This is a genomic window from Streptomyces vastus (assembly GCF_039532825.1).
Taxonomy (GTDB): Bacteria; Actinomycetota; Actinomycetes; order Streptomycetales; family Streptomycetaceae; genus Streptomyces; species Streptomyces vastus.
The window spans coordinates 37,607-54,347 of sequence record NZ_BAAASJ010000035.1; the positions used below are offsets into that span (position 1 = coordinate 37,607).

The following is a 16,741-nucleotide window of genomic DNA, read 5'->3' on the forward strand; positions in this document are numbered from 1 at the left end:
GTGTGCGTTCGCCCGCGAACGCGAGGTCGGCGAGTGGTCGTACGGACGTGGGCAGGTCTGTGGATACGGGGCCGGCCGGCGGGCGAGTAGGAGTGCGGAGGCCTGCGGTTGCAGGGCCGGTCGGTGGACATGCGGGCGTGGGATTGCCGACGGACACGAGGCTGGGCGGCGGGCGTGCCGGCGTGAACTGGCCCGCAGATGAAGAGTTGCTGGACGGGGTGCGGCAGTGGCTGGCCGAGAGCGGGGCCGAGCCGACTCCGGCGCGGGTGGCGCAGGCGTTGCGGGACCAGGGGCGAGTGCTGGGGGACGCCGAAGTGCTCGGTGCTGCTGAGCGATTGCGCTCCGAGCTGGTCGGGACCGGTCCGCTGGAGCCGCTGCTCGCCGATCCCTCGGTGACCGATGTGCTGGTCTCGGCGCCCGACCGGGTGTGGGTGGACCGCGGCGGCGGCCTGGAGCTGACGGCCGTCTCCTTTGCGGACGCGGCGGCCGTACGACGGCTCGCTCAGCGCCTCGCGGCCGTGGCCGGGCGGCGGCTCGACGACGCGCACCCCTGGGTCGACGCCCGGCTTCCGGACGGTACGCGTCTGCATGCCGTGCTGCCACCGGTCGCGGTCGGCTCGACGTGCCTGTCGTTGAGGGTCGTACGGCCACGGGCGTTCACCCTCGACGAACTGGTGGTCGCGGGGACCGTACCCCCGGGCGGCGACCGGGTGCTGAGGGCACTGCTCGACGCCCGGCTCTCGTTCCTGATCAGCGGCGGTACGGGCAGCGGCAAGACGACGCTTCTCAGTGCCCTGCTGGGGCTGATCGGACCGGGTGAGCGGATCGTGCTCGCCGAGGACTCGGCGGAGCTTCGCCCTGATCATCCCCATGTCGTACGCCTCGAATCCCGACCCGCCAACCAGGAGGGTGCCGGACTCGTCACCCTCCAGGACCTGGTGCGCCAGGCCCTGCGGATGCGGCCGGACCGGCTGGTCGTCGGCGAGGTGCGCGGGCCCGAAGTCGTCCATCTGCTGGCGGCGTTGAACACCGGCCACAACGGCGGTGGCACCGTCCACGCGAACGCCGCGTCATTGGTGCCCGCCCGCTTGGAGGCGTTGGGCACGGCAGCGGGGCTCGACCGGGCCGCCCTGCACAGCCAGGTGGCGGCAGCCCTTTCGGTGGTGCTCCATCTTGCACGGGACCGGGCCGGGCGGCGGCGGATCGCCGAAGTGCATGTTCTGGAGCGGGATCCGGCGGGGCTCGTTGTGACAGTGCCGGCGCTGCGCTGGGGCGTGGAGGCCTTCGCCTACGAGCGGGGGTGGGAGCGGCTGCGGGGGCTGCTCGGTGAGAGGGGTGAGGGCTTGTGACGGGGGTCGGTGAGGTGCCGGTGGGTGCGGCGATGGTGTGTGCCGGGGCGGCGGCCTGGCTGATGTGTGGCCAAGGGCCAGGCGCTCGGCGGGCTCAACTGCTGTGTGCGGGTGGCGCGGTGGCAGGGACCGGACCGCCGACGTGGGAGCGAAGGGCGCGGGAGCGGGTCGCGCCGGCCGTGGAGTGGCTACGGCAACTGCATCGGCTTCGGCTTCGGGGCGAGTGGTGGTCGCTGGTCGCCGGGGTGGTGGTCGCCCTGCTGGGGGCTTCAGTAGTGCCGCTTGTCGTGGGCGCGCTCGGGGTGCCGCTGGTGAGGCGGGCTCGACGGGCCGGTCAGGCACGGCGTACCCGGGAGCGGTGGGCCGATGCGGTGATCGCGTTGTGCGGGACGCTCGCGGGGGAGGTGCGCGCCGGGCGGCAGCCGGGCGAGGCGCTGCTGCGGGCCGCTCGTGACTCGGGCGGGCTCGGCGATGCGCAGGCGGTGGTGCTGGCGGCGGCGCGGTTCGGCGGGGATGTGCCCGGCGCGCTCACCGATGCGGCACGGCGGCCGGGCGCCGAGGGACTGCTGGGGCTCGCCGCGTGTTGGCGGGTCGCCGTGGACCGGGGTGCCGGACTCGCGGCCGGGCTCGACCGGCTGGAGGCGGCGCTTCGCGCGGAGCGGGATCAACGGGCCGATCTGCGCGCCCAGTTGGCCGGTGCCCGGTCGACGGCGGTTCTGCTCGCCGGTTTGCCCTTGCTGGGTCTGCTCCTCGGCACCGCGCTCGGCGCCGATCCGCTGCACGTCGTGCTGCACACCGGCGCGGGTCTGGGCTGTCTGCTGGTCGGCGGGGCGCTGGAGGGCGCCGGGCTGTGGTGGGCACTGCGGATCGTACGGAAGGCGGAGGCGGGATGAGCCCGGAGACTGTCCACAAGCTGGGGGTGGCCCTGTGCCTGGTGGCGGGGCTGTGGTCGCTCATGTGGGTCCTGGGGGCGGCGCGGCGGGAGCGGAGAGTGCGCAGGCGGCTGGGAGCGGTGCTGGTCGTGGAACCGGCGCCGACCGGACGAAGCTTCGACATTCGGGCCCCGATGCGGAAATGGCTGCCGATGGTGGGCGCCGTCAGCGCCTGCTGGGTGTTCGTCGGCGGCGTTCCCGGGCTCGTCGTGGGGCTTGTGGCCGGGTTCGGGGTGAGCCGGTGGCAGCGCAGGCTGACTCCCGCGGAGGAGTCCGGCTCGGGACCGGCCGAGCGGCAACTGCCCCTCGCTGCCGATCTGTTGGCGGCCTGCATCGTGGCGGGCGCCAGTCCCGTAGCGGCGGCTCAGGCTGTGGGGGAGGCGCTGGAAGGGCCCGTCGGAGAACGGCTCACGCGGGGCGCGGCCGAGGTGCGGCTCGGCGGTGAACCGGCCGAGGCATGGCGGGGGCTGGCCGCGCTGCCCGGCGCCCGGGCACTGGCCCGGCTGCTGGAGCGGGCGGGCGAGTCGGGCGTACCGGCGGCGAGTCCTGTCGGGCGCCTCGCCGCGGAGGCACGCGCGGAGTGGGGACGTACCGCCACCGCTCGTGCGCGGCGGGCGGCCGTCATGGTCACCGCACCTGTGGGGCTGTGCTTCCTGCCCGCGTTCATCGCGACCGGGGTGCTGCCTGTGGTGATCGGGCTCGCGGGCGGGGTGTTGGGAGGTGGTGGTTGACGAGCGGGGCGTGGTGAAGGGCGAGCGATGAACGGAACAGGTCCGGCTGAGCTGGACGAAGTGAATGAGTCGAATGATTCGACAGAGCGGATCTACACGGGGGTTCGAATGAGCAGGGCAATGCGGGTACGAGTGCGGGCCGGCCGGGTGCAGGCGCTGGCGGGCAGGGCGTGGGAGGCGCCTACGGCCTGGGCGGTGCGGAGGGCTTCGGCGGCGCGGAGGGATGCCGGAATGGTGACCTCCGAGTACGCGATGGGGCTGATCGCGGCGGTGGGGTTCGCCGCGCTGCTCTACGAGGTGCTGACCAGTGGGCAGGTCAAGGGGGCTCTGCAGGACATCGTGGAGCGAGCGCTCAATGGCCAGTTCTGAGGAGCGCGCTTCCCGTCCGGGCCGGGGTCCGGTCCGGCGTCTGGCCGGTGACCGAGGGTTCGTGACAGCGGAGGCGGCCGTGGTGCTGCCCGTGCTGATCGCGTTCACGTCGGCACTGGTCTGGGCCCTGATGGCCGTGTCCGCGCAGATCCAGTGCGTGGACGCGGCCCGGGCGGGGGCACGTGCGGCGGCCCGCCAGGACCCGCCGGGCACGGTGACGACGGTGGCCCGGCAGACGGCGCCGGACGGGGCGCAGGTCACGGTTCGGCGCGAGGGCGACCTGGTGCGCGTGCGAGTCACGGCGAAGCCCCCGGGTCCCGACGCGCTGGCGCTCGACCTGGGGCACGAGGCCGTCGCCCTGGCCGAGCAGACGGTGGGGTCGGGCGGATGACGAGGTGGAGCGAACGATGGTGGGGTTCGCGTAAGAGAGCGTTCTCCTCGGACCGGGGTTCAGCGACCGTCTCGGCGGTGGGCGTCATCGCGGTGCTGTGCGTCTTCTTCGGCGCCATCCTCGCGATGAGCCAAGCGGTGATGATGCGTCACCATGCGGGCGGTGCCGCCGACTTGGCGGCACTCGCGGCGGCGGACCACTGGATGGAAGGCGGTACGGCGGCCTGCGCCCAGGCTGACCGGGTGGCGCGGGCCCAGGGCACCCGCATCGTGCGGTGTGCCGTCTACGGCGAGGTCTCGGACGTCAGGGTCGCGGCGGGGCGGGGGCCGTTCGCCGCGGAAGTCAGGTCTCGGGCGGGACCGGCGGGGCCGAAGCCTCCGGCGGGCCCTGAAGGAGCGATAGCGCCGCCTCGCCCCGCGGGCGAAGCAGTCGGGCCGGAGAGGGGGTGAACCCGTAGACGGACCCGGCGCCCGGCTCGCCGGCTTGGAACCGGAGGTCGGCCTCGCACGGAGCTCGGGAAGAGTGCCGCACCCTGCACCCGGGAGTGAGGCCGGCTCCGCACCGGAGGCGACGCCATAACCCCGCTTCCGGCCGTTGGCCCAGGCGCGCCCCGCTTGGGCCGGCGGCAGGGAGCCGGCGCTCTCACCGAGCTACCCATCCGCCCCCTCACCCCCTGCCCCTGCCTTCGAGGGGGCCCCGGCCTCTCGTCCCTCCGGTGCCCCGCGCAGCAGGACCGTCAGCAATCGCACGGCCCCCCGCTTGTGCAGTGGGTCGTTGCCGTTGCCGCACTTGGGGGACTGGATGCAGGACGGGCAGCCGGCCTCGCACTCGCAGGAGGCGATGGCCTGGCGGGTGGCCGTGAGCCACTCGCGAGCCGTGTGGAAGGCGCGCTCGGCGAAGCCCGCCCCGCCGGGGTGGCCGTCGTACACGAAGACCGTCGGGAGGAGTGTGTCCGGGTGCAGGGGGATGGAGACGCCGCCGATGTCCCAGCGGTCGCAGGTGGCGAACAGCGGGAGCATGCCGATCGATGCGTGCTCGGCGGCGTGCAGGGCGCCGCCGAGGATCTCCGGGGTCACCCGGGCGGCGTCGAGCTGGTCCTCGGTGACCGTCCACCACACGGCGCGGGTGCGGAGCGTACGAGGAGGGAGGTCGAGTTTCGTCTCACCGAGCACTTCGCCGGTGATGACACGACGACGCAGGAAGGAGACGACTTGGTTGGTGACCTCGACGGAGCCGTAGCACAACCGGCCCTCGCCCCAGGGGACTTCGACGTCCGTTTCCAGGACGGAGATGGCCGTGGTGTCGCGGGCGACCGTCGAATACGGCGGGTTGGCCTCCTCGACCAGGGCTACCGAGTCCTCGAGGTCCAGTTCCTTCACCAGGTACGTACGGCCCCGGTGGAGGTGGACCGCCCCGTCGTGGACGCTGGTGTGCGCGGCGCCGGCGTCGACTGTTCCCAGTAGCCGCCCCGAACCGGCCTCGACGACCCGTACGGGACTGCCGCCCCCGCCGCGGATGTCCGTGAGGTCGGCGGCTCGTTCCCGGCGCGTCCAGTGCCATGCCTTCGTACGGCGGCGCAGCAGTTTCGCGGCCTCCAGCTGCGGAAGCAGATCGGCGGCGGCCGGGCCGAAGAGCGGCAGGTCCTCTTCCGTCAAAGGCAGTTCGGCGGCGGCGGCGCACAGGTGGGGCGCGAGGACGTACGGATTGTCGGGGTCGAGGACGGTGGACTCCACGGGCTGGTCGAACAGGGCCTCCGGGTGGTGGACGAGGAAGGTGTCCAGTGGGTCGTCGCGGGCCACCAGGACCGCGAGGGCGCCCTGCCCGGAGCGTCCCGCGCGGCCCGCCTGCTGCCACAGCGATGCCCTCGTGCCTGGGTAGCCCGCGATGATCACGGCGTCCAGTCCCGAGACGTCGACGCCGAGTTCGAGGGCGGTGGTGGCGGCGAGGCCGAGGAGTTCGCCGGAGTGGAGGGCTTGCTCGAGGGCGCGGCGTTCCTCGGGGAGGTAGCCGCCGCGGTACGCGGCCACGCGCCGGGCCAGGGAGCGGTCGACCTCGGCGAGCCGTTCCTGGGCGATCACCGAGATCAGCTCGGCGCCCCGGCGGGAGCGTACGAAGGCGACTGAGCGGACGCCCTGCACGGTCAGGTCGGTGAGGAGGTCCGCGGTCTCGGCGGTGGCGGTACGGCGGACGGGGGCGCCCTTCTCGCCGTGGAGTTCGGTGAGCGGGGGCTCCCACAGGGCGAACACCAGTTCGCCACGCGGTGAGGCGTCGTCCGCGACCTCGACGACCGGGAGGCCGGTCAGTCGACGAGCGGCCACCGACGGTTCGGCGGCGGTCGCGGAGGCGAGGAGGAAGACGGGCGAGGAACCGTACCGGGCGCACAGGCGGCGCAGCCGGCGCAGTACCTGGGCGACGTGCGAGCCGAAGACGCCGCGGTAGGTGTGGCACTCGTCGATGACGACATAGCGCAGGGCGCGCAGGAAGGAGGACCAGCGGGGGTGGGAGGGCAGTATCCCGCGGTGCAGCATGTCGGGGTTGGTCAGGACGTAGTTCGCGTACTGGCGTACCCACTCGCGTTCCTCGACGGGAGTGTCCCCGTCGTAGACGGCGGGACGCACCGCGTTGCCCAGAGGATGTGAAATTTCCTTCACGGCTCGGCACTGATCCGCCGCGAGGGCCTTGGTCGGGGCGAGGTAGAGGGAGGTCGCACCGCGGCCGTTGGCGGCTTCCGAGCCGTCGAGCAGACACGACAGCACAGGTGCGAGATACGCCAGCGACTTGCCCGAGGCGGTGCCTGTGGCGACGATCACTGATTCGCCGTTCAGGGCGTGCTCGGCGGCTTGTGCCTGGTGGGCCCAGGGGTGCTCGATGCCTGCTGCCTGCACCGCCGCGATCACCTCGGAGCGGATCCGGTCGGGCCAGACGGCATGGCGGCCCTCACGTGGGGGCAAGTGCTCCGTATGAGTGATGCGCGAAGCCCGGCTCGGCCCCGACGCGAGCCGGTCGAGAACCGTGCCCGGAGCGGGGCGGGAAGCGGTGTCCGTCGAGGGTCGATCGGACCGGGGATTCTTGGCCATCGGCATCGAGTGTGTCACTGGCGTGACGGACAATGGGCCTAAGGCGTCGTGCACGCCTGCCGGTAAGTGATTGAATGCCATCGCGGCTGGCGAACAGTCCCGGGGGCGCCGCCGAGGTGTCCCGAGGGGCGACCGCTCGATAGCAAGGTGCTGGAGGATCCGTGGACCTGTCCCTGTCGACACGTACCGTCGGCGATCGTACGGTCGTCGAAGTCGGTGGCGAAATCGATGTATATACCGCGCCCAAGCTGCGCGAGCAGCTGGTCGAGCTGGTGAACGACGGCAGTTTTCATCTTGTCGTCGACATGGAGGGCGTGGACTTCCTCGACTCCACCGGACTCGGCGTGCTGGTAGGCGGCCTGAAGCGGGTGCGCGCCCATGAGGGCTCGCTGCGACTGGTCTGCAACCAGGAGCGCATTCTGAAGATCTTCCGCATCACCGGTCTCACCAAGGTGTTCCCTATCCACACCTCGGTCGAGGAAGCGGTGGCGGCCACCGACTGAGCGGTCCTCGGTCGCGACCGAGCGGCCCTTGGCCGAAGGCTGGTTCCGGGCCGTGGGTCCGGGACGGAAGAAAGTCAACGAGGGGGTCCGGGCCTCGGCGGCCCGGCCCCCTGACAGCACGCCCGTAGTTCCGAGGGGGATGCATGGCCACCGTTGAACTCCGCTTCAGCGCGCTGCCCGAGCACGTCAGGACCGCCCGACTGGTGGCGGCAGCGGTGGCGCGCAGGTCCGGAGTGGACGAGGCCGTCCTCGACGAGGTCAGGCTCGCCGTCGGCGAAGCCTGTACGCGGGCCGTCGGACTGCACCAGAGCGGCGGTATCTCGGCGCCGGTGCGGGTGCTGCTGATCGAGGAGGAGAAGCAGTTCTCCATCGAGGTAGGCGACGAGGCGCCGCACACGGCTCCCGGCGAGGTGCCGGGAGCCCACGGCGGAGCCGACGAGTCGGACGCGGAGACCGAGGAGGACGAGATGGGCCTCGCGGTCATCAGCGGCCTCGTCGACGACGTGGAGGTCACCGCCGGTGAGAACGGCGGACTGATCAGGATGAGCTGGCCCACCACGCCGCCGGCCACGCTCGTTTCCTGACCCCTCACCCAACGCAGTACGGAAAGGGCCCTGCTCAGCGGGGCCCTTTCTCGTGCGCCCTCGTGCACGTGGATTGCGCACGCGTTATCGTGAATGAATTCACGATCAGCCTAATGATCGGGTTTGCTGCCTGTCGCGCGTCAACGGATCAAGCGTCAATGCTTTTGGGGCATTACCACTTTCGGGTTCCATGATGGCCCCTGGATCATTTACTGAAGAGCATGTGAAGGCCGATTCCGCTTACCGCGCACTGTTTTGATCAGGTTCCGGTACCTACAATCCGTCCACATCTTGAGCTCAGCACAGGCGTCAAGGAGGACGAATGGCGGGGCTTTCTACCCCTCATCAGTTTGACCAGCCCACAACCTTCGCAGCCGCAGTACTGACCGACGACAACCGCCTCATCGTGATGGTCATCGCGGCCGTCGCCCTTGCGGCGCTTGTCGTCGCCGGGATCTTGGTCCGCCAGGTCCTCGCGGCCGGCGAGGGCACCGACAGCATGAAGAAGATCGCGGTGGCGATTCAGGAGGGCGCGAATGCCTACCTGGGACGGCAGATGCGCACGCTCGGCGTATTCGCCGTCGCGGTGTTCTTCCTGCTCATGCTGCTGCCCGCGGACGACTGGAATCAGCGCGCCGGACGATCGGTCTTCTTCTTGATCGGCGCGGCGTTCTCGGCGACCACCGGCTATATCGGCATGTGGCTCGCCGTACGCAGCAATGTGCGTGTGGCCGCCGCGGCGCGAGAAGCGACCCCGGCGGAAGGCGAACCCGAAAAGGATCTCACCGCCGTCTCGCACAAAGCCATGAAGATCGCTTTTCGCACAGGCGGCGTCGTCGGCATGTTCACGGTGGGGCTCGGTCTGCTGGGCGCCTCCTGTGTGGTGCTGGTGTACGCGGCCGATGCACCGAAGGTCCTGGAGGGCTTTGGTCTCGGTGCCGCACTGATCGCGATGTTCATGCGTGTCGGCGGCGGCATCTTCACCAAGGCCGCCGACGTCGGCGCCGACCTGGTCGGCAAGGTCGAGCAGGGCATTCCGGAGGACGATCCGCGCAATGCCGCGACCATCGCCGACAACGTGGGCGACAACGTCGGCGACTGCGCCGGTATGGCCGCCGACCTCTTCGAGTCGTACGCCGTCACGCTCGTCGCCGCGCTGATCCTCGGCAAGGCGGCGTTCGGCGACTCAGGGCTCGCGTTCCCGCTGATCGTGCCCGCGATCGGCGTGATCACCGCGATGATCGGCATCTTCGCGGTGGCACCGCGCCGGGCCGACCGCAGCGGAATGAGCGCCATCAACCGCGGCTTCTTCATCTCCGCGGTGATCTCGCTGGCGCTGGTGGCCGCGGCCGTCTTCATCTACCTGCCGTCCTCGTACGCCGATCTGGACGGCGTCACGGACACGGCCATCCTGGACAACGGCGGCGATCCGCGGATCCTCGCGCTCGTCGCTGTCGCGATCGGCATCGTGCTGGCCGCGCTGATCCAGCAGCTGACGGGCTACTTCACCGAGACGACCCGCCGTCCCGTACGTGACATCGGCAAGACCTCGCTGACCGGCCCGGCCACCGTCATCCTCGCCGGTATCTCCGTCGGTCTCGAATCGGCCGTGTACACCGCCCTGCTGATCGGGCTCGGCGTGTACGGGGCGTTCCTGCTCGGCGGTACGTCGATCATGCTGGCGCTCTTCGCCGTCGCGCTGGCCGGTACCGGGCTGCTCACCACGGTCGGCGTCATCGTCGCCATGGACACCTTCGGACCGGTCTCCGACAACGCGCAGGGCATCGCCGAGATGTCCGGCGACGTCACCGGCTCGGGCGCCCAGGTGCTCACGGACCTGGACGCGGTGGGCAACACCACGAAGGCCATCACCAAGGGCATCGCCATCGCCACGGCCGTACTCGCGGCTTCGGCGCTCTTCGGCTCGTACCGTGACGCGATCCTCACGGCCGCGAACGAAGTGGGCGAGCGGGTCAGCGGCGAGGGCGCGCCGATGAACCTGATGATGGACATCTCGCAGCCCAACAACCTGGTCGGTCTCGTCGCGGGCGCCGCGGTCGTCTTCCTCTTCTCCGGGCTGGCGATCAACGCGGTGTCGCGGTCCGCCGGGGCCGTGGTCTACGAAGTGCGGCGGCAGTTCCGCGAGCACCCCGGGATCATGGACTACACCGAGAAGCCCGAGTACGGGCGCGTCGTCGACATCTGCACCAAGGACGCGCTGCGCGAACTGGCCACACCAGGCCTGCTCGCCGTACTGACGCCGATCGCGATCGGTTTCACGCTCGGGGTCGGTGCGCTCGGCTCGTTCCTGGCGGGTGCGATCGGCACGGGCACGCTGATGGCGGTCTTCCTCGCCAACTCCGGCGGCGCCTGGGACAACGCGAAGAAGCTCGTCGAGGACGGTCACCACGGTGGCAAGGGCAGCGAGGCCCATGCCGCGACGGTGATCGGCGACACGGTCGGCGACCCCTTCAAGGACACCGCGGGACCTGCGATCAACCCCCTGCTGAAGGTGATGAACCTGGTGGCGCTGCTCATCGCGCCTGCGGTGGTCAAATTCAGCTACGGCGAGGACAAGAGCGTGGGCATGCGCGTACTCATCGCGGTGCTCTCGCTCGCCGTGATCGTGGGTGCGGTGTACGTGTCCAAACGGCGCGGTATCGCCGTAGGTGACGAAGACAACTCCGAACCGGTCTCCAAGTCGACGGATGCGGCGGTGGTTTCCTAGGCGATTGCTCCACGGCCTGGCCTTACGGCTGGTCAGGTTCCGCTCAACGAGCGGGCGGGCGGCGCGTCTTGACGCGCTGTCCGCCCGCTCTCGGGTTTTCACGCCGGGTTCGTGAGCCTTCTCTCGCTTGGTGCAAATGGCTACAATATTTACAAATCGGACTTCCATCTCGTGGGTGTCGCCCACTTGGCGTGTATGTTCCGGGGCCGAGAGCCATGGAAGGGACCAATCCGGTGAACAAGAAGCTCGCGGCCGCACTGTCCGGCGGTGCGGTACTGGTACTGGCGCTGTCGGGATGTGGCGGAGACGACAGCAGCGAAAAGCTGAACTCCTGGGCCAAAGAGGTCTGTGACGAGGTGCAGCCGCAGGCGAAGAAGATCGAGGCCGCCAACACCTCCATCCAGAAGCAGACCTCGGACAACAGCACGCCGGCGGACGTCCAGAAGACGGACTCCCAGGCCTTCCAGGACATGTCCGACGCCTACAAGGCGATCGGCGCCGCCGTGAACAAGGCCGGGGCGCCGGATGTCGAGGACGGCAAGAAGAAGCAGGCGGACGCCGTCAAGGAGCTCAACGGCATCTCCACGTCGTACGCCGACCTCAAGAAGCAGGTCGACGCGCTCGACACGAAGGACCAGGGGAAGTTCGCGGACGGGCTCAAGGACATCGCCACCGAGCTGGACAAGCTGGGCCAGAGCGGCAATGTCGCCCTCAACAAGCTGCAGGAGGGCGAGGTGGGCCAGGCGATGACCAAGCAGGAGAGCTGCAAGTCCGCCTCCGGGTCGCCGTCGGCGACCAACGGCTGACCCAGGAGACCGATCGTTCGTCAGCCGAGAGATGGCCCGGTACGCGTGCGTGCCGGGCCATCGGCATGTTGTCCCCGGGCGGCATGTTGTCCACAGGGACAGGCGTCCCGTCGGCGGGAGCGGCAACAATGGAGGCGTGAGTAACACCAGCCTGGCAACGCTGCCCTCGACCGACCGCTCCGACGTCACCGCACGGCTGCGGGACGCCCTCCTGGGCGCCTCCTTCAGCGCCGACGGCCTGCTCGATCTGCTGGGCGCCTCTGCGTACGCGGCGCTGGCCCGGAGCGAGACCGTGCCCGCGCTTCGGGCGACCCGGGGCGACACGCCGCTGGAGGCTCTCGTACGGCTGTTCCTGTTGCAGCAGCCCGTGCCGCACGCGCGTGTGGCGGACGTACTGCCGGTTCAGGACTGCCTGGAGGGCGGCTGGCTGACCCGGACCGGCGGCGACGAGGTCTCGGCGACGGTCGATGTCCGGCCGTTCGGCGGACCCGGCGGCGAGGACTGGTTCATCGTCTCGGACCTCGGGTGCGCGGTCGGAGGAGCCGGCGGCATCGGCAGTCATGATGAACGGGTCGTACTCGGCGTGGGCGGCGCGTCCACGACCCTGGCGGGGGTCACGGTGCGTACGCCCGTCGCGTCGGCGCTCGATCTCGGCGCCGGCTCCGGAATCCAGACGCTGCACGCCGCACAGCACGCCACGCGCGTGACCGCGACCGACGTCAACCCGCGCGCACTGCACATCACCGCGCTCACACTCGCCCTGTCCGGCGCCCCGGGAGCAGATCTGCGCGAGGGCTCGCTGTTCGAGCCGGTGGGCGAGGAGACGTACGACCTGATCGTCTCCAACCCGCCCTTCGTCATCTCTCCTGGCGCCCGGCTCACCTACCGGGACGGCGGGATGGGCGGGGACGATCTGTGCCGGGCGCTCGTTCAAGGGGCGGGCGCTCATCTCAACGAAGGGGGGTATGCGCAGTTCCTTGCCAACTGGCAGCACGTGGAGGGGGAGGACTGGCAGGACCGCCTGCGGTCCTGGGTGCCGCGCGACTGTGACGCGTGGGTCGTGCAGCGCGAGGTGCAGGACGTCATGCGGTACGCCGAACTCTGGCTGCGGGACGCCGGTGATCATCGTTCGGATCCGGTGGAGTACCAGACGCGGTACGACGCGTGGCTCGACGAGTTCGAGACGCGGAAGGTCAGAGCCGTGGGCTTCGGGTGGATCACCCTGCGCAAGTCGGGGGCCGCGCAGCCCTCGGTCGTCGTGGAGGAGTGGCCGCACCCCGTCGAACAGCCGCTCGGTGAGACGGTGCGCGCGCACTTCGACCGCGTGGACTATCTGCGTGCGCACGACGATGCGGCGCTGCTCGCCGGGCATTTCAAGCTCGCGGGCGAGATCGTTCAGGAGCAGGTCGGGCTGCCCGGCGCAGAGGATCCGGAGCATGTCGTACTGCGCCAGAACCGCGGGATGCGGCGGGCCACCAGGGTGGACACGGTGGGCGCGGGCTTCGCGGGTGTGTGCGACGGCCAGCTCAGCGCGGGGCGGATTCTGGATGCCATCGCCCAACTGATCGGCGAAGACCCGGTGTTGCTGCGGGACCGTACGCCCGCGCAGATCCGGCTGCTGATCGAGCAGGGATTTCTCGAGCCCGCCGGGTGAGCAGCCGGGTGGGCGGAAGCCCCACGACCGCCGGGCCGTCATGGTGGCGCGAAATCGCTCCGGCCGCACATTCGAACCGAGCCGGCACGGCGCCGTGCGTGGAATGTGCGCGGCGAGCCGCACGGGTCTGTCCGCCGTGCGTTCACCGTGGGTTCGCGTGCTCGCTTCCCGGAGGTGTCAGCCTCCCGTCCTTGGGCACCCAAGGGCGAAGGGAACGAACCATGGAGAGCGGACCGGCGGTCTTTGCGGGATCGGTGTTCGCCCTGTTCGGAGCCGGACTGTTGGTGTGGACCGCGGCCCGGCTGCGGCACCGCGAACCCGTCGCCGACGGGATGAGTCCGGCCGCGTCCGCGATGGTCGCGAGCTTCGCCGGGACGGCCGCGCTGCTTCTCGCGGTGTGGTGCTTCACACGCATCTGAAAAGGCGTGTGTTCCGGTGTGACTCCCGTTCCCGGAGCGATGCCCTCCGGTGAACCGGAGTTGTTGCCTCAGGAGGGTCGGCGGCAAGATCTCCAGCCATCATGATTCCGCCGTTTCGGTAACTGGCAAGTCACCCTCCGTTTAGGGCTGAAGCAGCAGGTCCACACTCCGGGCGGCAGGAATGCCGGGAGTCGGGTTACCGTTCGAGTGGCCGTTGCGGGCTTTTCCCGTTTGACACGGGGGCGGGATGTACCGTCACACTCCGCAGCGTCAGCACGACCCGACCCCTGGGACCAGCGCCCGGGGCGACCCCCCTGCGTCGACCGGAGAGAAGAGCGAAGTTGTCCCCGACCAGCGAGACCGCACACGGCGGCCGCCGACTCGTCATCGTCGAGTCGCCTGCCAAGGCGAAGACGATCAAGGGCTATCTCGGCCCCGGCTACGTCGTCGAAGCGAGCGTCGGGCACATCCGCGACCTCCCCAACGGCGCCGCGGAGGTGCCCGAGAAGTACACCGGCGAGGTACGCCGCCTCGGCGTGGACGTCGAGCACGACTTCCAGCCCATCTATGTCGTCAACGCCGACAAGAGGGCCCAGGTCAAGAAGCTCAAGGACCTGCTGCGCGACTCCGACGAGCTCTTCCTCGCCACCGATGAGGACCGCGAGGGCGAGGCCATCGCCTGGCACCTCCAGGAAGTGCTCAAGCCCAAGGTCCCGGTCAAGCGGATGGTCTTCCACGAGATCACCAAGGCCGCGATCCAGGCCGCCGTCGCCAACCCGCGCGAGCTCAACCAGAAGCTCGTCGACGCCCAGGAGACGCGCCGCATCCTCGACCGCCTCTACGGCTACGAGGTCTCGCCGGTGCTCTGGAAGAAGGTCATGCCGCGTCTGTCGGCGGGCCGCGTCCAGTCCGTGGCGACCCGCCTGGTCGTCGAGCGGGAGCGCGAGCGCATCGCGTTCCGTTCCGCCGAGTACTGGGACCTGACGGGCACCTTCGGTACCGGCCGCGCCGGCGACTCGAGCGACCCGTCCTCCCTGGTCGCGCGCCTCACTACGGTCGACGGCAGGCGCGTGGCCCAGGGTCGCGACTTCGACTCGCTCGGGCAGATCAAGAGCGCGAACACGCTCCACCTGGACGAGGCGAACGCCCGCGCGCTCGCCGCCGCCCTGGAGAACACCGACTTCTCCGTACGCTCCGTCGAGTCGAAGCCGTATCGTCGCTCCCCGTACGCCCCGTTCCGTACGACGACGATGCAGCAGGAGGCCTCGCGCAAGCTCGGCTTCGGTGCGAAGGCCACGATGCAGGTGGCCCAGAAGCTGTACGAGAACGGCTTCATCACCTACATGCGTACGGATTCCACGACCCTCTCGGACACCGCGGTCGCCGCGGCCCGCGCGCAGGTCACACAGCTGTACGGCGCCGACTATCTGCCGGCGCAGCCGCGGACGTACGCCGGCAAGGTCAAGAACGCGCAGGAGGCGCACGAGGCGATCCGCCCCTCCGGGGACCGCTTCCGTACGCCTGCCGAGACCGGACTGACCGGCGACCAGTTCAGGCTCTATGAGCTGATCTGGAAGCGGACCGTCGCCTCCCAGATGAAGGACGCGACCGGGAACTCCGTCACGGTGAAGATCGGTGGCCGCGCAGCGGACGGCCGGGACGCCGAGTTCAGCGCGTCCGGCAAGACGATCACCTTCCACGGCTTCCTGAAGGCGTACGTCGAGGGCGCCGACGACCCGAACGCCGAGCTGGACGACCGCGAGCGCCGGCTGCCCCAGGTCAACGAGGGCGACGCCCTCTCCGCCCAGGAGATCTCGGTCGACGGCCACGCGACCAAGCCTCCGGCCCGCTACACCGAGGCCAGCCTGGTCAAGGAGCTCGAGGAGCGCGAGATCGGCCGCCCGTCGACGTACGCGTCGATCATCGGGACCATCCTCGACCGCGGCTACGTCTTCAAGAAGGGCACGGCCCTGGTGCCGTCCTTCTTGTCCTTCGCCGTGGTCAACCTCCTGGAGAAGCACTTCGGGCGGCTCGTCGACTACGGCTTCACCGCGAAGATGGAGGACGACCTCGACCGCATCGCGCGGGGCGAGGCGCGCGCCGTGCCGTGGCTGAAGCGCTTCTACTTCGGCGAGGGCGCGGGCGGCGACAGCAGCGCGGCCGAAGCCGGCAACGGCGACGGGGACCACCTGGGCGGCCTCAAGGAACTCGTCACCGACCTGGGCGCGATCGACGCCCGCGAGGTGTCGTCGTTCCCCGTGGGCAACGACATCGTGCTGCGCGTCGGGCGCTACGGCCCCTACGTCGAGCGCGGCGAGAAGGACTCCGAGAACCACCAGCGCGCGGACGTCCCGGACGATCTGGCTCCGGACGAGCTGTCGGTGGAGTACGCGGAGGAACTGCTCGCGAAGCCGAGCGGCGACTTCGAGCTGGGCGCCGACCCCGTCACCGGCCACCAGATCGTCGCCAAGGACGGGCGCTACGGGCCGTACGTCACCGAAGTGCTCCCCGAGGGCACCCCGAAGACCGGCAAGAACGCCGTCAAGCCGCGTACGGCCTCGCTCTTCAAGTCGATGTCCCTGGACACGGTGACGCTGGAGGACGCGCTCAAGCTGATGTCGCTGCCGCGCGTCGTCGGCAAGGACGCCGAGGGTGTGGAGATCACCGCGCAGAACGGGCGCTACGGGCCGTACCTGAAGAAGGGCACGGACTCGCGTTCGCTGCAGTCCGAGGACCAGCTCTTCACGATCACGCTGGAAGAGGCCCTCGCCATCTACGCCCAGCCCAAGCAGCGAGGGCGGGCCGCGGCCAAGCCGCCGCTGAAGGAGCTCGGCGAGGACCCGGTCAGCGGCAAGCCGGTCGTAGTCAAGGACGGGCGCTTCGGGCCGTACGTCACCGACGGCGAGACCAACGCGACCCTGCGGTCCGGCGACAGCGTCGAGGAGATCACTCCGGAGCGGGGTTACGAACTGCTCGCGGAGAAGCGCGCGAAGGCACCCGCCAAGAAGACGGCCAAGAAGACCGCCGCGAAGAAAACAGCGACCAAGAAGGCCCCTGCCAAGAAAGCGGCAGCCAAGAAGACGACGACTTCGAAGACGGCTGCCAAGAAGGCTCCGGCCAAGAAGGCAGCCACCAAGAAGGCGACGGCTTCGGAGGGCTGAGCGCCCCGCGGAGGCCCCTCGTCCGCATGTGGTGGCC

14 protein-coding genes are annotated in these 16,741 nt (G+C 70.2%); 13 read left to right on the forward strand and 1 reads right to left on the reverse strand.

Annotation, left to right across the window (positions count from 1 at the left end; genetic code table 11):
• Window positions 1–182: 182 nt before the first annotated feature.
• From ABD357_RS18060 to ABD357_RS18085, 6 genes are all read left to right on the forward strand, one after another.
• On the forward strand, window positions 183–1,349 hold the full coding sequence (locus ABD357_RS18060; protein WP_344391329.1) for a TadA family conjugal transfer-associated ATPase: 1,167 nt from the start codon (window positions 183–185) through the stop codon (window positions 1,347–1,349).
• Between the two features lie 32 nt (window positions 1,350–1,381).
• A complete protein-coding gene (locus ABD357_RS18065; RefSeq protein ID WP_344391330.1) occupies window positions 1,382–2,242 on the forward strand; it encodes a type II secretion system F family protein in 861 nt (286 codons plus the stop codon).
• Window positions 2,239–3,012 (forward strand): type II secretion system F family protein, encoded by a 774-nt coding sequence (locus ABD357_RS18070; protein ID WP_344391285.1) that lies wholly within the window; start codon window positions 2,239–2,241, stop codon window positions 3,010–3,012. The genes ABD357_RS18065 and ABD357_RS18070 overlap by 4 nt, the downstream gene beginning before the upstream one ends.
• A 120-nt stretch (window positions 3,013–3,132) precedes the next feature.
• Complete coding sequence (locus tag ABD357_RS18075) at window positions 3,133–3,381, forward strand: DUF4244 domain-containing protein (protein ID WP_344391286.1); 249 nt, start codon at window positions 3,133–3,135, stop codon at window positions 3,379–3,381.
• Window positions 3,368–3,772 carry a TadE family type IV pilus minor pilin gene (locus ABD357_RS18080; RefSeq protein ID WP_344391288.1) on the forward strand — a complete coding sequence of 135 codons (405 nt, stop codon included), beginning with the start codon at window positions 3,368–3,370 and terminating at the stop codon, window positions 3,770–3,772. Before ABD357_RS18075 ends, ABD357_RS18080 begins: the two co-directional genes overlap by 14 nt.
• A gap of 77 nt (window positions 3,773–3,849) precedes the next feature.
• Window positions 3,850–4,221 (forward strand): Rv3654c family TadE-like protein, encoded by a 372-nt coding sequence (locus ABD357_RS18085; protein ID WP_425584909.1) that lies wholly within the window; start codon window positions 3,850–3,852, stop codon window positions 4,219–4,221.
• 201 nt (window positions 4,222–4,422) lie between these two features.
• On the opposite strand, the gene ABD357_RS18090 is transcribed toward ABD357_RS18085, so the two are convergent.
• On the reverse strand, window positions 4,423–6,930 hold the full coding sequence (locus tag ABD357_RS18090; protein ID WP_344391293.1) for a DEAD/DEAH box helicase: 2,508 nt from the start codon (window positions 6,928–6,930) through the stop codon (window positions 4,423–4,425).
• Window positions 6,931–7,010: 80 nt separating this feature from the next.
• Between ABD357_RS18090 and bldG the strand changes: the two genes are divergently transcribed.
• From bldG to topA, 7 genes are all read left to right on the forward strand, one after another.
• A complete protein-coding gene (gene bldG / locus ABD357_RS18095; RefSeq protein WP_003975386.1) occupies window positions 7,011–7,352 on the forward strand; it encodes an anti-sigma factor antagonist BldG in 342 nt (113 codons plus the stop codon).
• A 143-nt stretch (window positions 7,353–7,495) separates the two neighbouring features.
• Window positions 7,496–7,936, forward strand: coding sequence for an ATP-binding protein (locus ABD357_RS18100; protein ID WP_344391296.1), 441 nt, complete (start codon window positions 7,496–7,498; stop codon window positions 7,934–7,936).
• Window positions 7,937–8,258: 322 nt separating this feature from the next.
• The gene (locus ABD357_RS18105; protein ID WP_344391297.1) at window positions 8,259–10,664 is read left to right on the forward strand and encodes a sodium-translocating pyrophosphatase; all 2,406 of its coding nucleotides are present in this window, start codon (window positions 8,259–8,261) and stop codon (window positions 10,662–10,664) included.
• Window positions 10,665–10,879: 215 nt separating this feature from the next.
• Window positions 10,880–11,470: a small secreted protein gene (locus ABD357_RS18110; protein ID WP_344391299.1), complete on the forward strand. Its 591-nt coding sequence runs from the start codon at window positions 10,880–10,882 to the stop codon at window positions 11,468–11,470.
• A 136-nt stretch (window positions 11,471–11,606) separates the two neighbouring features.
• On the forward strand, window positions 11,607–13,124 hold the full coding sequence (locus tag ABD357_RS18115; RefSeq protein WP_344391301.1) for a DUF7059 domain-containing protein: 1,518 nt from the start codon (window positions 11,607–11,609) through the stop codon (window positions 13,122–13,124).
• Between the two features lie 221 nt (window positions 13,125–13,345).
• Window positions 13,346–13,543 (forward strand): hypothetical protein, encoded by a 198-nt coding sequence (locus ABD357_RS18120; RefSeq protein ID WP_344391303.1) that lies wholly within the window; start codon window positions 13,346–13,348, stop codon window positions 13,541–13,543.
• A gap of 341 nt (window positions 13,544–13,884) precedes the next feature.
• The gene (gene topA, locus ABD357_RS18125; RefSeq protein WP_344391305.1) at window positions 13,885–16,704 is read left to right on the forward strand and encodes a type I DNA topoisomerase; all 2,820 of its coding nucleotides are present in this window, start codon (window positions 13,885–13,887) and stop codon (window positions 16,702–16,704) included.
• The last annotated feature ends 37 nt before the right edge of the window (window positions 16,705–16,741 follow it).

Excerpts from the sequence above, each read along its gene's own strand:
- ABD357_RS18065 (WP_344391330.1), top strand. The coding sequence starts at position 1,382 with ATGGTGTGTGCCGGGGCGGCGGCCTGGCTGATGTGTGGCCAAGGGCCA.
- ABD357_RS18070 (WP_344391285.1), top strand. The coding sequence starts at position 2,239 with ATGAGCCCGGAGACTGTCCACAAGCTGGGGGTGGCCCTGTGCCTGGTG.
- ABD357_RS18075 (WP_344391286.1), top strand. The coding sequence starts at position 3,133 with ATGCGGGTACGAGTGCGGGCCGGCCGGGTGCAGGCGCTGGCGGGCAGG.
- ABD357_RS18080 (WP_344391288.1), top strand. The coding sequence starts at position 3,368 with ATGGCCAGTTCTGAGGAGCGCGCTTCCCGTCCGGGCCGGGGTCCGGTC.
- ABD357_RS18090 (WP_344391293.1), bottom strand. The coding sequence starts at position 6,930 with ATGGCATTCAATCACTTACCGGCAGGCGTGCACGACGCCTTAGGCCCA.
- ABD357_RS18100 (WP_344391296.1), top strand. The coding sequence starts at position 7,496 with ATGGCCACCGTTGAACTCCGCTTCAGCGCGCTGCCCGAGCACGTCAGG.
- ABD357_RS18105 (WP_344391297.1), top strand. The coding sequence starts at position 8,259 with ATGGCGGGGCTTTCTACCCCTCATCAGTTTGACCAGCCCACAACCTTC.
- ABD357_RS18110 (WP_344391299.1), top strand. The coding sequence starts at position 10,880 with ATGGAAGGGACCAATCCGGTGAACAAGAAGCTCGCGGCCGCACTGTCC.
- ABD357_RS18120 (WP_344391303.1), top strand. The coding sequence starts at position 13,346 with ATGGAGAGCGGACCGGCGGTCTTTGCGGGATCGGTGTTCGCCCTGTTC.